The sequence below is a fragment of the Acidovorax sp. GW460-11-11-14-LB4 genome (assembly GCF_059423685.1).
Map to the genome: position 1 here is coordinate 17,996 of NZ_JBWKYJ010000047.1, position 21,119 is coordinate 39,114.

At 66.2% G+C, this 21,119-nt stretch carries 23 protein-coding genes; 13 read left to right on the forward strand and 10 right to left on the reverse strand.

From position 1 onward, the window contains the following. The first annotated feature begins 2 nt into the window (after positions 1 to 2). The 3 genes from dndD to AC07X4_RS16155 all read left to right on the forward strand — a co-directional run bounded on the left by dndD (position 3) and on the right by AC07X4_RS16155 (position 2,823). Positions 3 to 1,988, forward strand: a complete 1,986-nt coding sequence (dndD, locus tag AC07X4_RS16145; RefSeq protein ID WP_494740642.1) for a DNA sulfur modification protein DndD — start codon at positions 3 to 5, stop codon at positions 1,986 to 1,988. Continuing rightward, on the forward strand, positions 1,985 to 2,329 hold the full coding sequence (dndE, locus tag AC07X4_RS16150) for a DNA sulfur modification protein DndE (RefSeq protein WP_494740643.1): 345 nt from the start codon (positions 1,985 to 1,987) through the stop codon (positions 2,327 to 2,329). The genes dndD and dndE overlap by 4 nt, the downstream gene beginning before the upstream one ends. Before the next feature lie 80 nt (positions 2,330 to 2,409). Then, the gene (locus AC07X4_RS16155) at positions 2,410 to 2,823 is read left to right on the forward strand and encodes a YkgJ family cysteine cluster protein (RefSeq protein ID WP_436076677.1); all 414 of its coding nucleotides are present in this window, start codon (positions 2,410 to 2,412) and stop codon (positions 2,821 to 2,823) included. A gap of 78 nt (positions 2,824 to 2,901) precedes the next feature. On the opposite strand, the gene AC07X4_RS16160 is transcribed toward AC07X4_RS16155, so the two are convergent. The 5 genes from AC07X4_RS16160 to AC07X4_RS16180 all read right to left on the reverse strand — a co-directional run bounded on the left by AC07X4_RS16160 (position 2,902) and on the right by AC07X4_RS16180 (position 7,825). Beyond that, on the reverse strand, positions 2,902 to 4,542 hold the full coding sequence (locus AC07X4_RS16160) for an AMP-binding protein (RefSeq protein WP_494740644.1): 1,641 nt from the start codon (positions 4,540 to 4,542) through the stop codon (positions 2,902 to 2,904). A gap of 48 nt (positions 4,543 to 4,590) precedes the next feature. After that, the gene (locus AC07X4_RS16165) at positions 4,591 to 5,913 is read right to left on the reverse strand and encodes a serine hydrolase domain-containing protein (RefSeq protein WP_494740645.1); all 1,323 of its coding nucleotides are present in this window, start codon (positions 5,911 to 5,913) and stop codon (positions 4,591 to 4,593) included. 71 nt (positions 5,914 to 5,984) lie between these two features. Continuing rightward, entirely contained in the window at positions 5,985 to 6,557 is a 573-nt protein-coding gene (locus AC07X4_RS16170) for a thioredoxin family protein (protein ID WP_494740646.1), read from the reverse strand. Positions 6,558 to 6,593: 36 nt separating this feature from the next. Continuing rightward, the gene (locus AC07X4_RS16175; RefSeq protein WP_494740647.1) at positions 6,594 to 7,316 is read right to left on the reverse strand and encodes a cytochrome c biogenesis CcdA family protein; all 723 of its coding nucleotides are present in this window, start codon (positions 7,314 to 7,316) and stop codon (positions 6,594 to 6,596) included. After that, positions 7,313 to 7,825 (reverse strand): DUF2147 domain-containing protein, encoded by a 513-nt coding sequence (locus tag AC07X4_RS16180; protein WP_494740648.1) that lies wholly within the window; start codon positions 7,823 to 7,825, stop codon positions 7,313 to 7,315. The genes AC07X4_RS16175 and AC07X4_RS16180 overlap by 4 nt, the downstream gene beginning before the upstream one ends. 179 nt (positions 7,826 to 8,004) lie before the next feature. On the opposite strand from AC07X4_RS16180, the gene AC07X4_RS16185 reads away from it, so the two are divergent. The 3 genes from AC07X4_RS16185 (at position 8,005) to AC07X4_RS16195 (ending at position 10,956) form a co-directional block, all read left to right on the forward strand. Continuing rightward, the gene (locus tag AC07X4_RS16185; RefSeq protein ID WP_494740649.1) at positions 8,005 to 8,766 is read left to right on the forward strand and encodes a response regulator; all 762 of its coding nucleotides are present in this window, start codon (positions 8,005 to 8,007) and stop codon (positions 8,764 to 8,766) included. Further along, positions 8,763 to 10,082 (forward strand): ATP-binding protein, encoded by a 1,320-nt coding sequence (locus AC07X4_RS16190; RefSeq protein WP_494740650.1) that lies wholly within the window; start codon positions 8,763 to 8,765, stop codon positions 10,080 to 10,082. The genes AC07X4_RS16185 and AC07X4_RS16190 overlap by 4 nt, the downstream gene beginning before the upstream one ends. Before the next feature lie 61 nt (positions 10,083 to 10,143). Next, positions 10,144 to 10,956 (forward strand): DUF72 domain-containing protein, encoded by an 813-nt coding sequence (locus AC07X4_RS16195; protein WP_494740658.1) that lies wholly within the window; start codon positions 10,144 to 10,146, stop codon positions 10,954 to 10,956. Here AC07X4_RS16195 and AC07X4_RS16200 read toward each other — a convergent pair. Beyond that, positions 10,934 to 11,236, reverse strand: coding sequence for an acylphosphatase (locus tag AC07X4_RS16200; RefSeq protein ID WP_110960647.1), 303 nt, complete (start codon positions 11,234 to 11,236; stop codon positions 10,934 to 10,936). The genes AC07X4_RS16195 and AC07X4_RS16200 overlap by 23 nt on opposite strands. 69 nt (positions 11,237 to 11,305) lie before the next feature. Here AC07X4_RS16200 and AC07X4_RS16205 point away from each other — a divergent pair, with 69 nt between their 5' ends. The 3 genes from AC07X4_RS16205 (at position 11,306) to AC07X4_RS16215 (ending at position 13,306) form a co-directional block, all read left to right on the forward strand. Beyond that, on the forward strand, positions 11,306 to 11,551 hold the full coding sequence (locus AC07X4_RS16205; protein ID WP_116748437.1) for an ATP-binding protein: 246 nt from the start codon (positions 11,306 to 11,308) through the stop codon (positions 11,549 to 11,551). A 91-nt stretch (positions 11,552 to 11,642) separates the two neighbouring features. Beyond that, positions 11,643 to 11,792: a hypothetical protein gene (locus AC07X4_RS16210; RefSeq protein ID WP_156358827.1), complete on the forward strand. Its 150-nt coding sequence runs from the start codon at positions 11,643 to 11,645 to the stop codon at positions 11,790 to 11,792. A 122-nt stretch (positions 11,793 to 11,914) separates the two neighbouring features. Beyond that, positions 11,915 to 13,306: a homoserine dehydrogenase gene (locus tag AC07X4_RS16215; RefSeq protein WP_494740651.1), complete on the forward strand. Its 1,392-nt coding sequence runs from the start codon at positions 11,915 to 11,917 to the stop codon at positions 13,304 to 13,306. A 112-nt stretch (positions 13,307 to 13,418) separates the two neighbouring features. On the opposite strand, the gene AC07X4_RS16220 is transcribed toward AC07X4_RS16215, so the two are convergent. Beyond that, a complete protein-coding gene (locus tag AC07X4_RS16220; protein WP_494740652.1) occupies positions 13,419 to 14,054 on the reverse strand; it encodes an FMN-binding negative transcriptional regulator in 636 nt (211 codons plus the stop codon). Between the two features lies 1 nt (position 14,055). Beyond that, on the reverse strand, positions 14,056 to 14,535 hold the full coding sequence (locus AC07X4_RS16225) for an OsmC family protein (RefSeq protein ID WP_494740653.1): 480 nt from the start codon (positions 14,533 to 14,535) through the stop codon (positions 14,056 to 14,058). Between the two features lie 99 nt (positions 14,536 to 14,634). Between AC07X4_RS16225 and pdxR the strand changes: the two genes are divergently transcribed. Further along, the gene (gene pdxR, locus AC07X4_RS16230; protein WP_494740654.1) at positions 14,635 to 16,077 is read left to right on the forward strand and encodes a MocR-like pyridoxine biosynthesis transcription factor PdxR; all 1,443 of its coding nucleotides are present in this window, start codon (positions 14,635 to 14,637) and stop codon (positions 16,075 to 16,077) included. Positions 16,078 to 16,093: 16 nt separating this feature from the next. Here the strand turns inward: pdxR and AC07X4_RS16235 are convergent, their stop codons facing one another. Then, positions 16,094 to 17,203, reverse strand: coding sequence for an MBL fold metallo-hydrolase (locus tag AC07X4_RS16235; RefSeq protein ID WP_494740655.1), 1,110 nt, complete (start codon positions 17,201 to 17,203; stop codon positions 16,094 to 16,096). A 152-nt stretch (positions 17,204 to 17,355) separates the two neighbouring features. Here AC07X4_RS16235 and AC07X4_RS16240 point away from each other — a divergent pair, with 152 nt between their 5' ends. The 3 genes from AC07X4_RS16240 (at position 17,356) to AC07X4_RS16250 (ending at position 20,749) form a co-directional block, all read left to right on the forward strand. Further along, on the forward strand, positions 17,356 to 18,093 hold the full coding sequence (locus tag AC07X4_RS16240; RefSeq protein ID WP_494740656.1) for a TetR/AcrR family transcriptional regulator: 738 nt from the start codon (positions 17,356 to 17,358) through the stop codon (positions 18,091 to 18,093). 87 nt (positions 18,094 to 18,180) lie between these two features. Beyond that, the gene (locus AC07X4_RS16245) at positions 18,181 to 18,750 is read left to right on the forward strand and encodes a gamma carbonic anhydrase family protein (protein WP_056742567.1); all 570 of its coding nucleotides are present in this window, start codon (positions 18,181 to 18,183) and stop codon (positions 18,748 to 18,750) included. 130 nt (positions 18,751 to 18,880) lie between these two features. Continuing rightward, complete coding sequence (locus AC07X4_RS16250; protein WP_494740659.1) at positions 18,881 to 20,749, forward strand: B12-binding domain-containing radical SAM protein; 1,869 nt, start codon at positions 18,881 to 18,883, stop codon at positions 20,747 to 20,749. A gap of 100 nt (positions 20,750 to 20,849) precedes the next feature. Here the strand turns inward: AC07X4_RS16250 and AC07X4_RS16255 are convergent. After that, positions 20,850 to 21,119 (reverse strand): hypothetical protein (locus AC07X4_RS16255; RefSeq protein WP_494740657.1); only part of this gene is annotated, 270 nt, incomplete at its 5' end.

Here is a 21,119-nt window from a genome sequence, read left to right on the forward strand (position 1 = left end):
TCATGGCAAAAGTCACATTTAAAAGAATTGGGATCCAAAATTTAGGTCCCTATTTAGAACGGCAGTATCTGGACCTTGGGGTACTTTCGCAAAAGCCAATCATCCTGGTACGAGCGCTGAACGGCAGCGGCAAAACAACGCTACTTAACTGTCTTCAAATCGCACTCTACGGGGCAAAGGCGATCGGCACCGGGCGCGCAAGCGAATACGACTCGTTAATCCGAAGCCTTCACCGTGAAGACGCGCAAGGGCCAGCGCAGATTCTCCTCGACCTCCAAATCGACGCTAATGGCGAAAGCGAAAGAATCACGGTTAGCCGGGAATGGCATCTCGGCACAAAGCTCCAAGAACGCATGGTCGTGACACGCGGAGGGCAAGAAGATCCACAACTCGCACAGGAGTGGACTGAGTACCTCGACGGAATCCTTCCGTCTGAGTTACTGCAACTCTTCTTATTTGACGGCGAGAAAATCGAAGCTCTAGCCAATCCCAAAACGCTACCTGAGATGCTGCGGCGGGCCACCGAAGCATTCCTTGGCATCGGCGGCATTGACGCGCTGCAGAAGGATTTGGTGGCTGTCGAACGGCGCGCCGTACTTCAAGCCAAGGAGGCTAGTGGAGACTATGAACAAGCCAGGACTGAGTTGCAAGTTCTAGAAGATCAAAAAAATGCCGCTCAGGCTGCGGTAGATGTCTTGCGAAACAGCTTTCCGCTAGCTGAGCAGGAAGCAGAAACTGCGCGCACCGTCTACGAACGTGCATCACAAAAAGCGCAGCGTTCTGGGCTGGGAGCATTCGAGAAAGCCGCAGAGATTCGCGCTGCAGAGCAAGCCGCCCGTGCAGAAGTTACGGAAGCGGCCGTGGCCGTGCGAGAGGCGTTGGCCGATCCATTGGCCCCGCTGGCATTGGCGAAAAATCTTTGGGATGCCTACAAAAGGGAGTGGGCTACGCAGCAAGACACGCTTGCCAACAAACAGCTTTTTAGCGAGATCCAAAGGCGGGATCAGCGTGTATTGAAGAAGCTGCGCGACGACTTGGAAGACGCTTCATTTGAGGCGATCCGGAACGTTCTGATCGCAGATAGCAAACGCTACGCCGCTGCGGCACAGCGTCAGATCTTTCTGGTGCAAGCTGCCGAGCCCGACAGCCTCGATTCATCGATTCAAAGTGCGAGCGAGCGGCACGAGAAGGCAAGAAAAGCGCTTGCAGAAGCCAAGCGGAAACTGGCGGACATGGAGCGCATGGTCGCAGCCATTCCGGCCAGCGATCAGCTTGCGGAAGTGCTTACTGATTTGAAAAAGAAAGCTGAAGCGCAAGCAGGCGCTGAGGCTCGACTGGCTTACGTAAAAAAACAGTTGGAAGAACAACTTTCCCTCTTGGAGCACACCTCAACACGCGCGAACGCCGCGCGCGCACGGATGAGCAAGGATTTCCAGGGCAATGCTCACAGCACCAAAGCAATAGGTGCTGCCGTTCGTTCACGCGCGGTCCTGGCTGCCTTCAAAGAGCGCTTGCTTGCGTCGAAAGCGAAATGGCTCTCCGAAAAAATTACCGAGGAACTCAGAAGCCTAATGCGCAAGCAGAGCTTGGTAACAGGAGTCCGAGTAGATCCCGACACCTATCAAGTCACGATCATTGGCGCACGCGGCGTCGAGCTTCCGATGGAGCGACTTTCTGCAGGCGAGCGACAGCTTTTGGCCATAGCAGTTCTAAGCGCACTCATCCGTGAACGCAAAGGACAGTTTCCTGTTGTAGTAGACACCCCCTTGGCCAGATTGGATCGGACACATCGGGAAGCACTGATTCGCCGTTTCTTCGCCAAGGTCTCTCATCAAGTTATCGTCCTTTCCACCGACGAAGAGGTTGAGGGAAGCGTATTCGAAGCAATGGCAAGGTACACCTCCAAGGCCTATCAGATCGAATTCTCGGATAACACACGGTCATCGCATGTCGGGCCCCTTAAAGAACTAAGCACGGTACCAGCATGATTGAACGCGTCAAACTCACCGCAACTGCGAAGCAACAGCTAATCACCCTAAAGCGACGGACAGGCATCGATCACTACAACGTGATCTGTCGCCACGCGCTGATGACTTCACTTGGTAGCGATAGCGCGCTTCCAGCCGAGGCTTTGAATTTCTCAGGGGGCATCGAAATCGACTGGAAAGTTTTCGCTGGTGATGCAGCAGATACCTATTTCAACTTAATTGCGATTCGGGCACTGCAAGACAAAGGGGAGGTGACCCCAGAGGCGATTAGGTCCACGCTTACGTCGCATGTTCATCGTGGTCTTTCGTTGCTGGTCTCTTCGAATAAATTCAGCATCTAGCGTTTTCTGCGGACACGTAGCAATGCGACCCGAGCAGAATCAACCGATGTCCACTGCCCTTGCAACTCGAGCATTTATAGATGCGCTCCCCCATCGCCATCGTTGACGTTGACCGCCTGGACACCTGGTCCCGCTACCGCGCAGGCCTGTGCGACACCTGTGCGGCCAACTGCTGCACGATGCCGCTGGAGGTGCAACTGTCCGACCTGGTGCGGCTCGAACTGGTGGACCCGTTCGAGGCCGAGCATGAAGAAATCCGCCACATTGCCAAGCGGCTGCAAAAGGCGCGGCTGATTGACCACTTCAACCACAAGAACGCGATCTTCACGATGGCGCGGCGGGCCAGTGGGGACTGCAACTTTCTCGACCCCAAGACGCGGCTGTGCACGGTGTATGACAAGCGGCCCGAGACCTGCCGCCTGCACCCGCAGAAGAAGAGTCCCAAGCCGGGCTACTGCGCATACGGGGCGCGGGATCTGCAGCGGCGGGGCTGATGACAAACAAGCGCTGAGGTGTGTCGCACCTCTCATCTGCACAAGCCCGCCACCGTCTGGAACTGCGCCCCCGCGCGCTCACGCCATGTCGCGCAGTTCGCGGCGCAGGATCTTGCCGACGCTGGACTTGGGCAAGGCCTCCACAAACACGATCTGCCGGGGCACCTTGTAGGCGGTGAGCGCTGCGCGGCAGTGGGCGGCGATGTGGTCTGCATCCACCGGTGGCGCAGTGCCCGCCGCGCGCACCACATACAGCCGCAGCGCCTCGCCCGTCTTCTCGTCCGGAACGCCGATGCAGGCGCATTCCAGCACGCCGGGGCAGGCGGTAGCCACGGCTTCGACTTCGTTGGGGAAGACGTTGAAGCCTGAGACGATGACCATGTCCTTCTTGCGGTCCACGATCTTGAGGAAGCCGCGCTCGTCCAGTTGGCCGATGTCGCCGGTGCGGAAGTAGCCGTCGGGGGTGAAGGCGGATGCGTTGGCCTCGGGCTGCTGCCAGTAGCCGCCCATGACCTGGGGGCCTTTCACGCAAACCTCGCCGGGCTGGCCCAGGGGCACGGGGTGGCCGTGGTCGTCCAGCAGCAGCACGTCGGTGGAAGGCAGGGGCAGGCCGGTGCTGCCGCTGAAAGCCGTGACCGATGCGGGGTTGAAGGCCACCACAGGGCTGGTCTCGCTCAGGCCGTAGCCTTCGCGGATGAACTGGCCGGTGATGGCCTGCCAGCGGGCAGAGACCGAGGGCAGGATGGCAGCGCCGCCGCCGCCCGCCAGCCGCAGGTTGGAGAAATCCACGCCTTGCGTACCGGGGTGCGCCGCCAGCCCGGCGTACAGCGTGTTGACGCCCATGAACACGCTGGGGCGCGCAGCCTTCAACACGTCGATCAGCGCGTCCAGATCGCGTGGGTTGGGCACCAGCCAGTTGCGTGCGCCCACCGCAAAGTAGCTGATCAGGTTCACCATCAGCGCGAAGATGTGATACAGCGGAATGGCGGTGACGATGACTTCCTGCGCGGGGCGCAGGGCATCGGGTACGAAGGCCTTGAACTGCTCCACGTTGGCCACCAGGTTGCGGTGCGTGAGCATGGCGCCCTTGGACAGGCCGGTGGTGCCCCCGGTGTACTGCAGGAACAGCAGGTCGCTCCCCTCCAGCACGGGCGGCGCAAAGGGCAGGGTGGCGCCCTCGGCCAGGGCGCGCGCAAACGAGGTGGTGGTGTGCAGGTGGGCATCCACCGGCGGCCCAGGCAGGTCGGCTGCGGTGCCGTCGCCGGGGGCCACGGTGATGATGCTGTGCAGTTCCACACGGTCCTGGATGGCAGCCAGAGTCGCAGTAGACCCTGCATAGATCACCATCACCCTCGCTCCTGCGTCCTGTAGCTGGTGCTCCAGCTCCCGCGGGGTGTACAGCGGATTCACGTTCACCTGCACACAGCCCGCGCGCGCAATACCGAGCATGGCGATGGGAAACGCCATCAGGTTCGGGCACATCACGGCAATGCGGTCGCCCTTGCGCACGCGCAGCACGTTCTGCAGGTAGGCCGCAAACGCGCGGGATTGCTGGTCCACATGCGCATAGGTCAGCGTCTGGCCCAGGCAAGTGAATGCGGGCCGGTGCGCGTACCGCTGCATGGCCGCACACAGCAGGTGCACGATGCTGGGATGGCTGTCGGGATCGATGTGGGCAGGGATGGCGCCATAGCTGGCCAGCCAGGGTTGGGGGGACATGGTGAATCGGTCCTCGTGGGGGGGTGGAGCAGCAACGTGCGGGCAAGCTCAGCGCACGGCCTTGGCCAGTGCGGCAAAGGCTTGCCGGTCCAGCGCGTGGGTGAAGGCGGTGTTGGGCACGGGGTGCGTGGAGAACTTCACCACTACCAGCTCGGCCGCCGGATTGATGTGGATGTGCTGGCCCATCAGTCCCTTGGCTTCAAAGGTGCCATCGGCATCGTGGGGTATCCACCACTGGTTGTGGTACGAGTAGCCCGCGCGCATGGCCGTGCCCGGGGCCTTGCTGAACTGGGCGGGGTCGGCCCCCTTGCGCAGCTCGGCAATGGTGGCGGACGAGACGATCTGCTGGCCGTTAAAGCGGCCGTTGGATCGCAGCATCTCGCCCAGACGGCCCAGGTCACGCAAAGTGGCGTTCACGCCCACGCTGGTGGCCTGGCCGCCGTTGGCATCGGCAAACACATACGCGTCCTCCTGCGTGCCCAGCTTGGACCAGATGCGCTCGGACAACAGCGTGGCGTAGCTCTTGCCAGTCACGCGCTGCAGCAGCCAGCCCAGCACTTCCGTGTCCACCGACTTGTAGGCAAACGCGGTGCCGTGCTCGCCGTCCTTCTGCACGGTGGGCAGGTGCTCGGCCATGCTCTTGGCCCCGTTGCTGCCGGGGCGCGCAGGCTGCAGGCCCGCAGCGGCCAGGTACTGAAAGACACCGGAGGTGGGGTCCGCAAAGTCTTCGGCGTATTTGACGCCGGTGGTCATGTCCAGGGTCTGCTGCACAGTGGCATCGGCCCAGGCGCTGTTGGCCAGCTCGGGCAGGTAACGCACGATGCGCGCACTGGGGTCGATGGCGCCTTCCTGGATGAGTTCGGTCACCAGCAGCCCCACCAGCGATTTGCTCATGGACCACAGCACATGTGGCTGCTGCGGCTGCATGCCGATGTGATAACGCTCATACACCACACGGCCCCGGTGCAGCACCAGCAGGGCGTCGGTGTAGGTGGCCTTCTGCCAGTCGGCCAGCGTGGTGGGCACGCCCTTGTCGTCGGCAAACGCCAGGGTGTCGGGCAGGGCACGCGGCGCTGCGGGCAGTGCGCTGGGCGCTGCCGCACCCCGCCAGATGGTGGCCGTGGGCCCCAGTTCGCGCAGGTGCTGCGCGGCCCAGCGCACGTTGGGGTACTTGAGGATGTTGGCCAGGCGAACGACCTTGTCGGGTGCCGGGGGGAAGCCCTGCATCAGCTGCAGGGTCACAGGGTTGGTGGCGTCCGGCGGCGGCAGCTGCGGCGCCTGGGCCTGGCTGTCAGGCGCGGCCCCCAGCAGGGTGCAAGCCAGGGCGACGGCGGTGAAGGAGGGGGTGAGGTGGCGATGAAAAGAGCGCATGGTGAGAAGGCCTCGGTCAAGAAACGTGGGATGGGTAAGAACAAAAAAGAACACGGAATCGGTCGGGCCGATCAGCCCCGCGCGGCCAGCAAGGTGCGGATCACGCCCTCGGTGCGCTCGTACTCGCCTTCGCCAAAGTGCTTGTAGCGAATGCGGCCTTGCGCATCGATCAGGTAGGTGGCGGGCCAGTACTGGTTGCTGTAGGCCTTCCAGGTGCCGTAGCGGTTGTCCTGTGCCACGGGGTGCTTCACGCCATGGCGGCGCATGGCGGCTTCCACGTTGGCGGTCGGGCGTTCAAACGGAAACTCTGGCGTGTGCACGCCCACCACGGTGAGCCCCTGGGGCGTGTATTGCTCGGCCCAGCGGTTCACATGGGGCAGGGTGCGGATGCAGTTGATGCAGGCGTACGTCCAGAAATCCACCAGCACCACGCGGCCGCGCAACTGCGCCAGGCTCAGCGGTTCGGAGTTGAGCCAGCGCTCGATGCCGGTGAACTCGGGCGCAGCGCCCAAGTCGGGCAACGCTGCGGCGGGGCTGGCGGGGCCCACCGCGTACGCCAGGCCAGGGGCCGCCAGTGCAGCGGCCATCGACGCCAGGAAAGCGCGGCGATCGGAAAAGCGCGATGAAGAGGGGTGCAATGTCATGGTGAAAGCTCCTTGCAATCGGTGGGGTGTCGCCCCTTACAGGCCGCCCCAGCCCGAGGGATAAAACTGCGTAAGCCAGACGGTGATCTGCCCATCCACCTCCCACAGCATGGCCAGCGCGATGGCAATGACCACCACGCCAAACACCTGCTGCACGCGGTGTGCGTGGCGCGCAATGCGGCGCACATGGGTGGCAGCAGCCTGGCCGCCATAGGCAATGGCCAGCATGGGCAGTGCTGCGCCGGTGGAATACGCGAGCAGCAGTACGGCGGTGCCCACCCCCGGTGGCTCGGTAGCGATGAGGGTGAGGATGGAGGCGAGCACCGGCCCGGCGCAGGGTGTCCAGACCGCGCCCAGGCTCAGGCCGAGCAGCAGTCCGCCCCAGTTGCCGCCCCCGCTGCCCATGCCAAGGCTGGCCATGCGGTTGAGCACGCCGCCCGCATGTTGGCTGAGCCACTGGAACGGCCGGGGCCACACCGTGAGCACGCCAAACACCAGCAGCATCACAGCGGCAAACCGGCGCAGGCCTTCCTGAGACACACCCAGCACCTGCGTGAAGCTGCTGAACAGCAGTGCCACGGCCGCGAACGACAGCGCAAAGCCCAGGGCAATGAACAGTGGGCGTGTGCGCTGCGCTGAGTCGGCGCCGCTCACCGAGGCCCCCAGCACCACTGGCAGCATGGGCAACACGCAGGGCGCCCCCACCGTGAGCATGCCGGCGGCCACGGCCAGCCATGGCGAGGTGGTGGCCATGGTCATTGCCCACTCCCCTGCTCGGCCGCCGGACGGCGCCACACCTGGGTTTTGCCGAACAGCGGAATGCCCACATACGCGTGCACCAGCAGTTGCTCCGGCTCGGCCGGCGTCAGGTTGACGCGGTAGGTCTTGGCGTTCTCGCGGTTGTAGATTTCGCCCTGGTACTCGCTGCTGCCGCCCTCCGCCGGGCGCAGGCCCGACAGCAGGGTCATGCCCAGCGCAGGCCGCGCGTCGGCCGCCGCCATGTCGGCGCCCGGCGCGCTCATTGAACGGTTGGCCAGCACGCGCACCACCTTGCCACACAGGGCGTTGCCGCCAGCGGGATTGCAAGGAGCGATGTTCAATTCCAGATTGCCGCTCTCGGTGATCCAGCGGCCCAAGGGGGCTTTGGGGTGGGTTGCACCCGGTGCATGCGCCGCAGCGGCTGGCGGCGCTGCGGCGGCCTCTTGCGCGCTGGCTGCCTGCGCCAGGCCCAGGGTCAGCAGGGCGGTCGCCGCGATGGATGGTTTCATGGCAAGGTCCTCGTGAAGTTCAGGAAGACCTCATTGAAGCCAGCGCAGGTATCGGCGATTTGTCTGGCCAGGGGCTTTTGGTATGCGCGCTTGTCGATGCACCGGGCAGACAAGTTGAGATACATATCTGCCCACCCAGCCCATACCGCTGCACCACCAAAGCCCGGACAATGGCCGCCATGACGACGACGCCCGCTCCCGACCACATCCTGATCGTCGATGACGACGCCGGCATCCGCGAACTGGCTGCCGAGTACCTGCAGCGCCAGGGCCTGCAGGTGAGCGTGGCCGCCGACGGGCGGCAAATGCGCGAGGTGCTGGCCACGCAGCGCATCGACCTGCTGGTGCTGGACCTGATGCTGCCGGGCACCGACGGCATCGCACTGTGCCGCGAGCTGCGCAGCCCGGGCGCCCCACCGCTGCCCATCATCATGCTCACCGCACGCAGCGACGAAGCGGACCGCATCCTGGGCCTGGAGCTGGGTGCGGACGACTACCTGACCAAACCCTTCGCCGCGCGCGAGCTGCTGGCACGCATCCACGCGGTGCTGCGGCGCACGCGCATGCTGCCGCCCAATCTGGCCAAGGCCGAGCCCGCGCGCCACCTCACGTTTGGGGACTGGCGGCTGGACACCACCGCACGCCACCTGCTCGATGCCACGGGCGCAGTGGTGGCGCTGTCGGGCGCCGAATACCGCCTGCTGCGTGTGCTGCTGGACCACCCGCAGCGCATCCTCACACGCGACCAGCTGCTGCAGCTCACACAGGGGCGCGATGCCGATGTGTTCGACCGCTCCATCGACCTGCTGGTAAGCCGTGTGCGCCAGCGGCTGGGCGATGGCGCGCGCGGCTCGCGTTACATCAAGACGGTGCGCAACGAGGGCTATGTGTTCTGCGCCGATGTGCAAACTGCGGCAGCCGCCGCAGGAGCTGCGCAATGACGTCGCGCTGGTGGCCGCGCTCACTGTTCGGACGCATCCTGCTGGTGATGGCACTGGGCCTGGCGTTGGCGCATGCGCTGACGTTTGTGCTGGCGTTCACCGAGCGCAGCATGACCATGCGGCGCGCCATGGTGTCGTATTTCGCCAGCGACGTGGCCAGCTCGGTCGCCATGCTGGAACGCCTGCCTGCCACCGAGCGCGCGCAGTGGGTGGACCGGCTGGCGCGCCGCAACTACCGCTTTGCACTGGCCGAACCGCTGGACGCCCCCGCAGATACATCCCAACTCGCACGTCTGGTCGCCAGCGCCGTGGCAGCCACACTGCCTGCCGACCGGGCCGTGCAGGTGATCGACCCCCATGTGCCGGGCATCGAGCTGCGGCTGCAACTGCGCCTGGCCGACGGTACGCCCCTGGCCGTGGACATGGACGAGCCCCGGCTGCAGATATCGCCCTGGGTGCTGGGCGCGCTGGCACTGCAGCTGGCGCTGCTGGTGGGCCTGTGCGCGTGGGCCGTGCGTGCAGCCACGCGGCCCCTGAGCACGCTGGCCGATGCAGCCGATGCGCTGGGCGCCGACCGCCCCACCGTGCCGCTGGCTGAAGACGGCCCGCGCGAAGTGGTGCGCGCCGCCGTTGCCTTCAACCACATGCAGCAGCGCATCCAGGCGCATCTTCAGGAACGCATGCAAATCCTGGCCGCCGTCTCGCACGACCTGCAAACACCCATCACCCGGCTGCGCCTGCGCGCGGATCTGCTGGACGACACCACGCTGCGGGACAAGCTGCACGCCGACCTGGCCGAGATGCAGTCGCTGGTGGAAGAGGGCATTGCCTACGCGCGCTCATCGCAGGCCGTGCGCGAGCCCCCGCAGCGCGTGGACCTGCGCGCGCTGGTGGAGAGCATTGCGCGCGACTACGCCGATGCCGGCCTGCCGGTACAAGTGCTGCAGGCAGTGGATGTGACCTGCGACACCCGCCCCCAGGCCCTGCGCCGCCTGCTGTGCAACTTGGTGGACAACGCGCTCAAGTTTGCAGGCGCCGCTGAGCTGACGCTGGAGGTGGAGAGGCCAGGCCAGTGCCTGGTGCGCGTCATCGATCATGGGCCTGGCATCCCCCCGGCGGACCTGGCCGCCGTGCTGCAGCCCTATGTGCGGCTGGAAGATTCGCGCAACCGGGGCACGGGCGGCACCGGCCTGGGCCTGGCCATTGCCAGCGAGCTGGCCAAGGCCCTGGGCGGCCGCCTGATACTGGGTCCACGCGCGGACGGCGCGCAGGGGCTGGAGGCGCGGGTAGAGCTGCCAGAAGCGCTCCCGGCATAGGCATGCGCACCAGCGCCGCTGCTACAGTGGCCGCTCCGTGGACTCTCAAAAGGGCAACGCCGTGGACACACCTGTCAGCACCCCGCAGAGCGAGATCAGCGCCAGCAACCCACGCATCCGCGTCGGCATCGGCGGCTGGACCTTCGAGCCCTGGCGCGGCAGCTTCTACCCCGCAGGGCTGGCGCACAGCAAGGAGCTGCAATACGCCAGCCGACAGCTCACCGCGATTGAGGTCAACGGCACCTACTACAGCACCTTCAAACCACCCACCTTTGCCAAATGGCGCGATGAAACGCCCGAAGGCTTTGTGTTCTCACTCAAGGCCAACCGCTTTGCCACGCACCGGCGCGTGCTGGCGGACGCGGGCGATTCGATCGCGCGGTTTGTCGACAGTGGCATCTCGGAACTGAGGGACAGGCTCGGGCCCATCGTGTGGCAGTTCATGCCGACCAAGGTCTTTGAGCCGGGCGACTTCGAGGCCTTTCTGGCCCTGCTGCCGCAGCAGGTGGAGGGCCTAAGGCTGCGCCACGCGCTGGATGTGCGCCACCCGAGTTTTGCGACGCCAGCGTTTGTGGCGCTGGCGCGCAGGTATGGCTGCGTGCCTGTGTACACCGACTCCGACCGATTTCCCGCCATCGCGGATGCAGAGGCCGACTTTGCCTACCTGCGGCTGATGCGTGGCCAGGCCGATGTGCCCACGGGCTACACCGCCGATGCGATTGCACAATGGGCACAGGGCGTGCGCACCTGGACCAGCGGCGAGCGGCCCCGCGATGTGTTTGTGTACTTCATCAACGGCGCCAAAGAGCGGGCGCCGGCAGGGGCGAAGGAGTTGCTCAGGCAGCTGAGCGCTACACCGTCTCGCGCTGGGTGAAGCCCTGCGGGGCCTCGCCGCCATCGGGCACATTGCCTACCACCACGCGGTCCACGCGCGCGTGGTCAGGTCCCTGGTGTGCCCAGTCGATGAGCGCCAGCACGGCGGGTTCCGGGCCCCAGGCGCAGGCCTCCACGCGGCCATCCTGGCGGTTGCGCACCCAGCCCGTCACGCCCAGTCGATTGGCGGCCTGCGCCATGGACCAGCGGTAGCCCACGCCCTGCACCTGGCCGGTGATCAACAGATGGCGGGTGATGGTGGAGTGGGGTTCTGCGTTCATGGGGGCACTGTAGCGCGCTCCTTGTGGGGAGCCCGCTCCAGGGGCACACTGACAGCACCACCGCACCCCATGACCACCACCACCCCCAAGGCCCTGCCCACCATCGACCCCCAGCGCTGCACCGGCTGCGGCTGGTGCATTGCGGTGTGCCCGCCGCATGTGCTGTCGCTGCAGGTGTTGGGCACGGGGCCCTGGGGCCCCAAGTGCTCCACCCTGCACGATGCGCCCGGCTGCACCGGGTGCGCGCTGTGTGCGGTGCGCTGCCCATTCGATGCGATCCGCATGGTGCGGGTAGCGGCCACCCAGGCCCGGTGAGGCCGTTGCGCCACAGCCGCACACAGGTGCGCATAGGCGCGTACAGGCGGGTTGACAGGCCCTGGCCCGCATCCGGTACACTGCGCCCTTCATGTCGTTCACCTCTCTCCCCATCACCACCGCACGCGCCGCTGCCTTCCAAGGCATGGGCATGATGCCGCCCGCACTCACGCGGGCCAATGGTGAACAGCGGGCACTGGGTGCACGAATGATTACCACCATTACCACCGCGGCCACCTGAGCACGCGCAGGTGGCCGTTTCGGCAGCCACCTGGTGATCGCTCTCTTCTCCCCCAAGACGAATGCACGAAACCCAGCTCTGGCAGCTGGGTTTTTTTGTTTGTTCGTTAGCCGGAGAAGTCCATGTACCGCGATCCCGTCCAGTCCCTCGAAGCCCCGTTGTTGCCGTCGTCCGCCACGGCCATGCGCCCCCTGCGCGTGGGCATGATTGGCATTGGCACCGTGGGCGCAGGCACCTTCCGCGTGCTGGCGCGCAACCAGGCGCTGATTGCGGGCCGTGCGGGCCGCGGCATCAAGCTGGTGGTGGTCTGCGCCCGCAGCCTGGCCCGCGCCATGAGCGTGGTGGGCAAGGACGTGGCGCTGACCAACGACCCCATGCAGGTCGCCACCCACCCCGACGTGGATGTGCTGGTGGAGGCCGCGGGCGGCACCGGCCCCGCACGCGACTGGGTGCTGGCCGCCATCCGTGCGGGCAAACATGTGGTCACGGCCAACAAGGCGCTGCTGGCCGAGCATGGCAACGAGATCTTTGCCGCCGCGCGCCAGCACGGCGTGGCCGTGGCGTACGAAGGCGCGGTGGCCGTGAGCATCCCCATCGTGAAGGCGCTGCGCGAGGGCCTCACGGCCAACCGCATCGAGTGGGTGGCGGGCATCATCAACGGCACCACCAACTTCATCCTGAGCAAGATGCGCGACGAGGGTGTGGGCTTTGCCGAAGCGCTGGCGCAGGCCCAGGCGCTGGGCTATGCCGAGGCCGATCCGACGTTTGACATCGAAGGCATGGACGCAGCGCACAAGATCTCGCTGCTGGCGGCCAATGCGTTTGGCATGCCGGTGCGTTTTGCCGATGCGCAGGTGGAGGGCATCACCGCACTGCAGGGCCTGGACGTGGCCTGCGCCGAGCAACTGGGCTTTCGCATCAAGCTGCTGGGCGTGGCCAAGCGGCGCAATGATGGCGAGGTGGACGGCGTGGAGCTGCGCGTGCAGCCCGCGCTGGTGCCCGCCACGCATTTGCTGGCGCATGTGAACGGGTCGATGAACGCCGTGATGGTCAAGGGCGATGCGTCGGGCGTGACGATGTACTACGGCGCGGGTGCGGGGTCGGAACAGACCGCGTCGGCCGTGATTGCCGACCTGGTGGACGTGGCGCGACTCGATGGCACCCACGCGGCGCAGCGCGTGCCACACCTGGGCTTCCACCCCCAGGCCGTGGACGAGCAACTGGCGGTGCTGCCCCGTGCAGCCGTGCACACCCGCCACTACCTGCGCGTGCCGGTGCACAGCGCGCAGCAGATCGAGGCTGTGGGCGCTTGGCTGGCTGCGCAGCACGTGCCGGTGCTGCAGGTGGCACTTGCGCATGACAAGGCCTTGCCGCCCGGCAGCGGCCCCCAGGTGCTGGTGTTGACCGATGCCGTCGCGCAAGCCACGGTAGATCTGGCAGTACACGCACTGGCCGCGCACCCGGCGGTGGCCGGGCCGGTGGTCACGCTGCGGGTGGAGACGCTGGAGGGGTGAGCGCCACCTGAAAACACGTTGGTGCGATGTTTTTGTGCCAAATCGGGCGGTAGCGCTAGTGCATCATGCCTGGGCTGCTATCAATTTTGATAGCCCCTGCCGATTGCATCCCTCAGCCCATCAAACGTCCCAGCACCAGCGCCGCCATGTCCTCGGCCGCGCTGGTGCCCTCCGCCATCAGGCCTTGCACCACTCCGGCGCGGTCGGTGTCGGTGCGGTTCTGGCTCACCTTCCAGATGCCCTCCCAGCGCTCCACGGCCAGCTCAATGCCCACGATGGCGCGCAGCAGCTTGTCGATGTAGTCGGGCGGTGCATCGTCGATGCGCCAGGGGTCGGCGCGGTGGGCCTCGTGCTGCTCGCTCAAGGTGTGCAGGATGGCGCGCAGGCGTGCGGGGTCGTCGAACGCGCTCAAAGCGCCGTGGGCATGCACGGTGGCGTAGTTCCACGTGGGCACCTGTTTGCCGTCCAGGGCCTTAGACGGATACCACGAGGGCGACACATAGGCCTGCGGGCCGTGGAACACCGCCACCGCCTGCTGGGGCAGCAGCGGCCACAGCGCGTTGGCGCGGGCCACGTGGCCAACGAGGGTGCCTTGCGGGCCGCGCGCCGGGTCCAGGTACAGCGGGATGTGGTTGACGTGTTGCGCACCTGCGTGCGCAATGACCAAAGTGGCCAGGGGCTGGGCACGCACCAGAGCTTGCTGGGCGGCGGCGTCGGCCACCTGAAACTGCCGGTTGGGGTTGGCCATGTCAGCCCCTTTCCACTTCAAGCACCGGGGCGCAGTCGATCTGCGTCTTGACCGAGTTGGCCAGAAAACACGATGCATGGGCGCGGTGGTGCAGGTCGTCCAGCTGTGCAACGCTGGGCGCGTGCGCCGCGTCAAAGCGCGTGACGGGCCTCAACTGCACATGGGTGACCACCAGCTGCCCCTCTGCGTTCTTGGCCATGGTGCCCACGGCCGCGTCGGTGTAGTGGTTGAGCCGGTAGCCCGCGCGGCTGGCACAGTCCATGAACCACAGCATGTGACAGCTCGACAGCGCGGCGACATAGGCTTCTTCCGGGTCCACCGCCGCCGCGTCGGAGTACGGCAGCGGCACCACATGGGGCGACGACGACGCGGCCACGGTGGCGCCGCCATCAAACTGCCAGGTGTGGGCACGGTGGTAGCGCTTGTCCAGAAAGTCGTCGTTGCCACGGGACCAGGTGATGGTGGCGGTGTGCTCGGCCATGGGGTGCTTTCAACAGGATCAGGCCGGCAAGCTGCGGCCCGGGTTTTTACAATGGTTCTTCAGTTTATGAGTGCGCCACCCCATTGAAAGGGCCAATTCGTGCCCAGCCCCGGAGCCAATCGAACCACCGCCACCCTGCGCCAGCAGGTGTATGCGCAACTGCGCCGCGCCATCGAGCAGGGCAGCCTGCGCGCAGGCACCCGCCTGCCGCCCTCGCGCGAGCACGCGGCCAGCCTGGGCGTGTCGCGCAACACCGTGCTGTGGGCCGTGCAGCGCCTGCAGGCCGAGGGCTATGTGGAGGCCCGGGTGGGCGACGGCACCTATGTGTCGCAGGCCGTGGCCGCCACCCTGCCCGCCGCGCAAGGCCTGGTGGCGCCGCCCCGGGGCCTGTCGCGCAGGGGGCAGCTGATAGCCGACACGGCAGCGCGCTGGCGCCCGCCCCTGGCGGCGGCCAAGGCGTTTCGCATTGGCGCGCCCGAGGTCGCCACCTTTCCGTTTGCGCTGTGGGACCGCCTGACCCGCCAGGCCAGCACGGGCCAGCGCAGCCACCGCGCGCAGTACCTGGACCCGGCTGGCGACCCCGACCTGCGCCAGGCCGTGGCGCAATGGCTGTGGGCGTCGCGCGGCATCCGCTGCGATGCGGCGCAGGTGGTGGTGTGCTCGGGCTCGCAGCAGGGCATTGACCTGATTGCGCGCCTGCTGCTGGACGTGGGCGACGAGGTGCTGGTGGAAGACCCCGGCTACCCCGGCATCCGCGCCAGCCTGCTGGGCCACGGCGCGCTGGCGCGGCCGGTGGACATGGATGGAGACGGCCTGCGCATCGACACCGCTGCAGCGCAGTGGCCCCATGCCCGCATGGCCGTCGTCACGCCCACGCACCAGTTCCCTACTGGCGTGTGCATGAATCTCGCGCGGCGGCAGGCGCTGCTGCAGTGGGCGCGCACGCACGACGCCTGGGTGGTCGAGGACGACTACGACGGCGAGTTCCAGTACGGCGGCGCTGCGCAGCGGGTACCCGCGCTGTGCAGCCTGCCGGGCTCGGAGCGCGTGCTGTACGTGGGCACTTTCAGCAAGACGCTGCACCCCGGCCTGCGCCTGGGCTTTGTGGTGGTGCCGCCCGCGCTGGTGGAGGCCTTTGCCATGGCCCGCGCCATCACCGACCGGCATGCACCGGGCGACGCGCAAGCGGTGCTAGCGCGCTTCATTGCCGAAGGCCACCTGCTGCGCCACCTGCGGCAGATGCGCGAGCTGTACCTGCAACGGCAGCACACGCTGCGCACCGCACTGGCCGAGGCCAGCAACGGCGCCTGGCAGGTGGCCGCCAGTGATCGCGGCATGCACCTGCTGCACGAGGTAGCCCCCGGCACCGACGACGAAACCCTGAGCCGCCAGGCGCTGGCGGCGGGCGTGATGCTGGCGCCGCTGTCGCGCTATGCGATGCGGTCGGCGCGCCGGGGCTGGCTGCTGGGCTATGCGGGGTTTGACGATGCAGAGATCCGCGCGGCCGCTCGCGTGGTGGGCGGCCTCGTGCGTCAGCGGTGATGCGGGCGCTGGTGCTTCACCACGCGCCGGGCTGAGGGGCCAAGGCCGTGCCAAGGCCCTCCGTCTGAACCACAGCCTGCGGCTCCACCTTGCGCCACCAGTGCGTGGACAGTGCGGGCGCGCGGATGTCCAGCCGCTCGCCCATGATGGGCGCCACCAGCGGCACCTGCGCTGCCGCCGCGAGGGCGGTGATGCGCTCGAACGGCTCCACCCACGGGTGCAGCGACAGGTCAAACGTGCCGTTATGGATGGGGAACAGATGGCGCCCCTTCACGTCCAGATGGGCCTGCAGGCTCTCCTCGGGGTGCATGTGGATGTCGGGCCAGTCGGCGTTGTAGGCGCCCGTTTCGATCAGCGTCAGATCGAACGGGCCGAACCGCTCGCCAATGGCCTTGAAGCCGTCGAAGTAGCCCGTGTCGCCACTGAAGAAGACGCGGACTTGGTCAGCGCCTTGACCCGCGATCAGCACCCACGAGGCCCACAGCGTGCTGTTGCCGTCCGACAGGCCCCGGCCCGAGAAATGCTGCGCAGGCGTGGCCACCAGCTGCAGCCCGCCGATGGTGGTGCCCTGCCACCAGTCAAACTGCTGCACCTTGGCCGCCGGCACGCCCCAGGCGATGAGCCGGTCGCCCACGCCCAGCGGCGTGATGAAGTGCTCCACCTTGGGCGCGAGTTTCTGGATGGCAGCGTAGTCCAGGTGGTCGTAGTGGTCGTGCGACAGGATCACGCCGGTGATGGGCGGCAGCTCGTCAATCGTGATGGGCGGCGCGTGAAAGCGCTTGGGCCCCATGAACTGGAACGGCGAGGCGCGCTCGGAAAACACCGGGTCGGTCAGCCAGAACTGGCCGTTGATCTTGAAGAGCAGGGTGGAGTGCCCCAGGCGCCACAGACTCAGGTCGGGCGCGGCCAGCAAATCCGACCGCATCACGGCATACACCGGCACAGGCTCTCGCGGCACTGTGTCGTCGGGCTTGCCCGTGGCAAAGCGCCACATCACCTGCAACGTCTTGAGGGCGCCCAGCGCATGGCGCGGCGCCGCGTTGCGAAACTTGCCACCCGCGAACTGCGGCGACTGTTCATAAGCGGCCACCGGCTGGGCGGCGCGGGAGAAGAGGCTGTATGCCATGGCGATCAGTACAAAGAGGGCGACACAAAGTGCCGGGAGCAGACGGCGGCGATGGGTGAAAGGGAAGGGCACCGGATCTGCGACATAGAAATTACACTGCACAGTGTAGTTCACTTTTCAAAAAAGTAAACTGCCCGGTGTAAAATTTGCGCATGAACGCCCCCCAGCCCACCTCCCGCCTGACCGACCGCAAGCGCGATGCCATCGTGCAGGCCGCCATCGGCGAGTTCCGCGAACACGGCTTCAACGGCACCAGCATGGACCGCGTGGCCGCAGCGGCGGATGTGTCCAAACGCACGGTGTACAACCACTTCCCAAGCAAGGAAGAACTGTTCGAAGCCATCCTGCTGCTGATGTGGGAGCGCAGCCAGTCACCCGACGAACTGGCCTACACCCCCACGCGCCCGCTGCGCGACCAGCTGCTGGAGCTGCTGGCGCAAAAGATGCGCCTGCTCAACGACGCGAGCTTCATCGACCTGAGCCGCGTGGCCATGGCCGACATGATGCACACCCCCGAGCGCGCGCGCGGCATCACCGCCAAGCTCTCGGCCAAGGAAGAGGGCCTGCCGCGCTGGCTGCGCGCGGCCCAGCAGGATGGCCGCCTGCGCGCCACCATGGATGTGCCCTACGCCGCGCAGCAACTGCAGGGCATGGTCAAGGCATTTGCGTTCTGGCCCCAGCTGGCCATGGGCCAGCCACCCTTGAGCGCCGCACAGCAAGCGCAAGTGGTAGGGGATGCGGTGGACATGTTTCTGGGGTTCTACGCCGCGCCCACCCAGAAGGCCAAGGCCCCCGTGAAAAAATCCCCGCCTGGAAGCACGGGCAAGGCAGCGGCAGCCCCTGTTGCCACCTCTGCGAAACCTGCCCCTCGCCGCGCCCCAGCGCGCTGACCCACGCCACCACCCTGGCCAGCAAACCGGCGTGAGGTGCTATTTGCACTACGCTCGCCCGTTCTTTCCACGCAGCCTGACACCAAGATGCCCCTCGCTCCCTACCTCGACACCGCCCCGGTCCTGGACACCGGCGTTTTCATCCACGACTCTGCCCAGGTCATCGGCGACGTCACGCTGGGCCGCGACAGCTCGGTGTGGTGCAACGCCGTGTTGCGCGGCGATGTGAACCGCATCACCGTGGGCGTGTGCAGCAACGTGCAAGACCTGACCATGGGCCATGTGTCGCACCGCAACGCCAGCAAGCCCGAAGGCTCGCCGCTGGTCATCGGCGACTACGTCACGGTGGGCCATTCGGTGATCCTGCACGGCTGCCGCATCGGCAACGAATGCCTCATCGGCATGGGCTCCATCGTGATGGATGACGCCATCATCGAAGACCGCGTGATGCTGGGTGCGGGCAGCTTGGTCTCGCCCGGCAAGGTGCTGGAGAGCGGGTACCTCTACATCGGCCGCCCGGCGGTGCGCCAGCGCGCACTGACCGACGCAGAGATTGCGTACCTCAAGTATTCGGCCGAGCACTATGTGCGGGTGAAGAACAACTATCTGGCGGGCACGCCTGACGCGGCTGCGGCGCCCCCCGCCCACCAGGGATAAAGCCGGGCCGGGATAATCGGGGGTTCCACGACCCCTGCGGCGGCACCGCATCGCCCCATTGCCTGTTTCCACCATGTCTGCCGTCGCCCCCGCCTCACCCGCCCAGCGCGTCCTCTCCGTCATCCCCCCGATGACGCAGCTGAACACGCCCTACCCCTCCACCGCCTACCTCACGGGCTTTCTGCGTTCGCGGGGGGTGACGGCGTTCCAGGAAGACCTGGCATTGGCGCTGGTGCTGCGCCTGCTCTCGCCGGAAGGGCTGCGCGCGGTGGCCACCCAGGTGGATGCGCTGCCCGCCAAAAAGCAGAGCCCCGCCGTGCAAAGTTTTGCGGCGCAAAAGGACCGCTACCTCGCCACCATCGGCCCCGCCATTGCCTTCTTGCAAGGCCGCGACAGCACGCTGGCGCACCGCATCGTGGGACGGAACTATCTGCCCGAGGGCCCGCGCTTTGCCACGCTGGATGTGTATGTGGATGACGAAGGCGGCGACCCGCTGGGCTGGGCCTTTGGCGCGCTGGGCCTGACTGACAAGGCCAAGCACCTGGCCACGCTGTACCTGAACGACTTGGCCGATGTGCTGCGCGACGCGGTGGACCAGCGCTTTGAGTTTGTGCGCTATGCCGAATCGCTGGCGGGCAGCCAGCCCACGTTTGACCCGCTGGCAAGCGCCCTCGCTGCCCCGCCCACGCTGGTGGATGAGCTGCTGGAGCAGCTCACGCACGAGGCCATTGCCAGGCACCAACCCACGGTGGTGCTGCTGTCGGTGCCCTTCCCGGGCTCGGTGTATGCGGCATTCCGCATTGCGCAGGCCATCAAGGCGCGGCACCCGCACATCGCCACCGTGCTGGGCGGCGGCTTTGTGAACACCGAGCTGCGCGAACTGGCCGACCCGCGTGTGTTCGACTTCTTTGATTACGTGACGCTGGACGCGGGCGAACGCCCATTGTTGGCGCTGCTGGAACACCTGCGCGGCGAACGCGGCCGCCAGCGCTTGGTGCGCACCTTCGTGCGCGGTGACGATGGCGCGGTGCAGTACATCAACATGATGGAAGCCGACATCGCCTTTGCCGAGGTGGGCACACCCACCTGGGACGGCCTGCCGCTGGACCGGTATCTGTCGCTCCTGGACATGCTCAACCCCATGCACCGCCTGTGGAGCGATGGGCGCTGGAACAAGCTCACCGTGGCGCATGGCTGCTACTGGAAGAAGTGCAGCTTTTGCGACGTGAGCCTGGACTACATCAGCCGCTACGAGGGCGCCAGCGCCGCCGTGCTGGCCGACCGCATCGAAGCCATCGTGCGCGAGACGGGGCAGACCGGCTTTCATTTCGTGGACGAGGCCGCACCGCCCAAGGCGCTCAAGGCGCTAGCCACAGAGCTGATCGCGCGCAACGCAGGCATCAGCTGGTGGGGCAATGTGCGGTTTGAAAAAACCTTCACGCCCGACCTGGCCGAGCTGCTGGCCGACAGCGGCTGCATTGCGATCTCGGGCGGGCTCGAAGTCGCGTCAGACCGGCTGCTCACGCTGATGAAAAAAGGCGTGTCGGTGGACCAGGTGGCGCGCGTGACTCGGGCCTTCACCGACGCGGGCATCCTGGTGCATGCGTACCTTATGTACGGCTTTCCGACCCAGACGGTGCAAGACACAGTGGATGCGCTCGAATACGTGCGCCAGCTGTTCGCCAATGGCTGCATCCAGAGCGGGTTCTTCCACCGCTTTGCCTGCACCGTGCACTCACCCGTCGGCAAGAACCCCGAGGAGTACGGTGTGACCCTGGCGCCCCTGCCCCCGGGCGACTTCGCCAAGAACGACGTGGCCTTCATCGACCCCACGGGCGTCGACCACGACGCGCTGGGTGGCGCGCTCAAGAAGGCCATCTACAACTACATGCACGGCATCGGTCTGGAAGAAGACGTACGCACGTGGTTCCCGTTCAAGGTGCCCAAGACGACGGTGCGGCGCGACCGGATCGAGCGGGCGCTGCGCGAGCGGGGGTGAATGTAACAGGCGATACAGCTACAGCCTTCAAAGAAAATGGCCGTTAGCGCTTTCTGTATAAGCGCTGATAGCTATCAATAACGAAGCGTTCACAAGGCGATCAACGCTTTTGCTTCTGGTAAGCCTTGTCGGCCGGTGGCCCCCGATCGGTGTCTTGCAACCCACGCTGCACATCACGATAGGCCTGCTCGATTTGCGCGTCGGGCTTGCCATGGGTCATGTCCACCGACTCATCACGCTCGTGGGGCAGCTTGGGCTTTTCTTCCTTCGCGGCAGACTGCCCTGCCTTCAGCGGTCCCTGCGTGTCGGGGCCGGGGGCTTGACGTTTGGTGGTGTCGATGGAAGGTTCTGGGCCGGTGGAGGCGGGGGT

Coding starts and splice junctions, on each gene's coding strand:
- dndD (WP_494740642.1), top strand. CDS start 3: ATGGCAAAAGTCACATTTAAAAGAATTGGGATCCAAAATTTAGGTCCC.
- dndE (WP_494740643.1), top strand. CDS start 1,985: ATGATTGAACGCGTCAAACTCACCGCAACTGCGAAGCAACAGCTAATC.
- AC07X4_RS16155 (WP_436076677.1), top strand. CDS start 2,410: ATGCGCTCCCCCATCGCCATCGTTGACGTTGACCGCCTGGACACCTGG.
- AC07X4_RS16160 (WP_494740644.1), bottom strand. CDS start 4,542: ATGTCCCCCCAACCCTGGCTGGCCAGCTATGGCGCCATCCCTGCCCAC.
- AC07X4_RS16165 (WP_494740645.1), bottom strand. CDS start 5,913: ATGCGCTCTTTTCATCGCCACCTCACCCCCTCCTTCACCGCCGTCGCC.
- AC07X4_RS16170 (WP_494740646.1), bottom strand. CDS start 6,557: ATGACATTGCACCCCTCTTCATCGCGCTTTTCCGATCGCCGCGCTTTC.
- AC07X4_RS16175 (WP_494740647.1), bottom strand. CDS start 7,316: ATGACCATGGCCACCACCTCGCCATGGCTGGCCGTGGCCGCCGGCATG.
- AC07X4_RS16180 (WP_494740648.1), bottom strand. CDS start 7,825: ATGAAACCATCCATCGCGGCGACCGCCCTGCTGACCCTGGGCCTGGCG.
- AC07X4_RS16185 (WP_494740649.1), top strand. CDS start 8,005: ATGACGACGACGCCCGCTCCCGACCACATCCTGATCGTCGATGACGAC.
- AC07X4_RS16190 (WP_494740650.1), top strand. CDS start 8,763: ATGACGTCGCGCTGGTGGCCGCGCTCACTGTTCGGACGCATCCTGCTG.
- AC07X4_RS16200 (WP_110960647.1), bottom strand. CDS start 11,236: ATGAACGCAGAACCCCACTCCACCATCACCCGCCATCTGTTGATCACC.
- AC07X4_RS16205 (WP_116748437.1), top strand. CDS start 11,306: ATGACCACCACCACCCCCAAGGCCCTGCCCACCATCGACCCCCAGCGC.
- AC07X4_RS16210 (WP_156358827.1), top strand. CDS start 11,643: ATGTCGTTCACCTCTCTCCCCATCACCACCGCACGCGCCGCTGCCTTC.
- AC07X4_RS16215 (WP_494740651.1), top strand. CDS start 11,915: ATGTACCGCGATCCCGTCCAGTCCCTCGAAGCCCCGTTGTTGCCGTCG.
- AC07X4_RS16220 (WP_494740652.1), bottom strand. CDS start 14,054: ATGGCCAACCCCAACCGGCAGTTTCAGGTGGCCGACGCCGCCGCCCAG.
- AC07X4_RS16225 (WP_494740653.1), bottom strand. CDS start 14,535: ATGGCCGAGCACACCGCCACCATCACCTGGTCCCGTGGCAACGACGAC.
- AC07X4_RS16235 (WP_494740655.1), bottom strand. CDS start 17,203: ATGGCATACAGCCTCTTCTCCCGCGCCGCCCAGCCGGTGGCCGCTTAT.
- AC07X4_RS16240 (WP_494740656.1), top strand. CDS start 17,356: ATGAACGCCCCCCAGCCCACCTCCCGCCTGACCGACCGCAAGCGCGAT.
- AC07X4_RS16245 (WP_056742567.1), top strand. CDS start 18,181: ATGCCCCTCGCTCCCTACCTCGACACCGCCCCGGTCCTGGACACCGGC.
- AC07X4_RS16250 (WP_494740659.1), top strand. CDS start 18,881: ATGACGCAGCTGAACACGCCCTACCCCTCCACCGCCTACCTCACGGGC.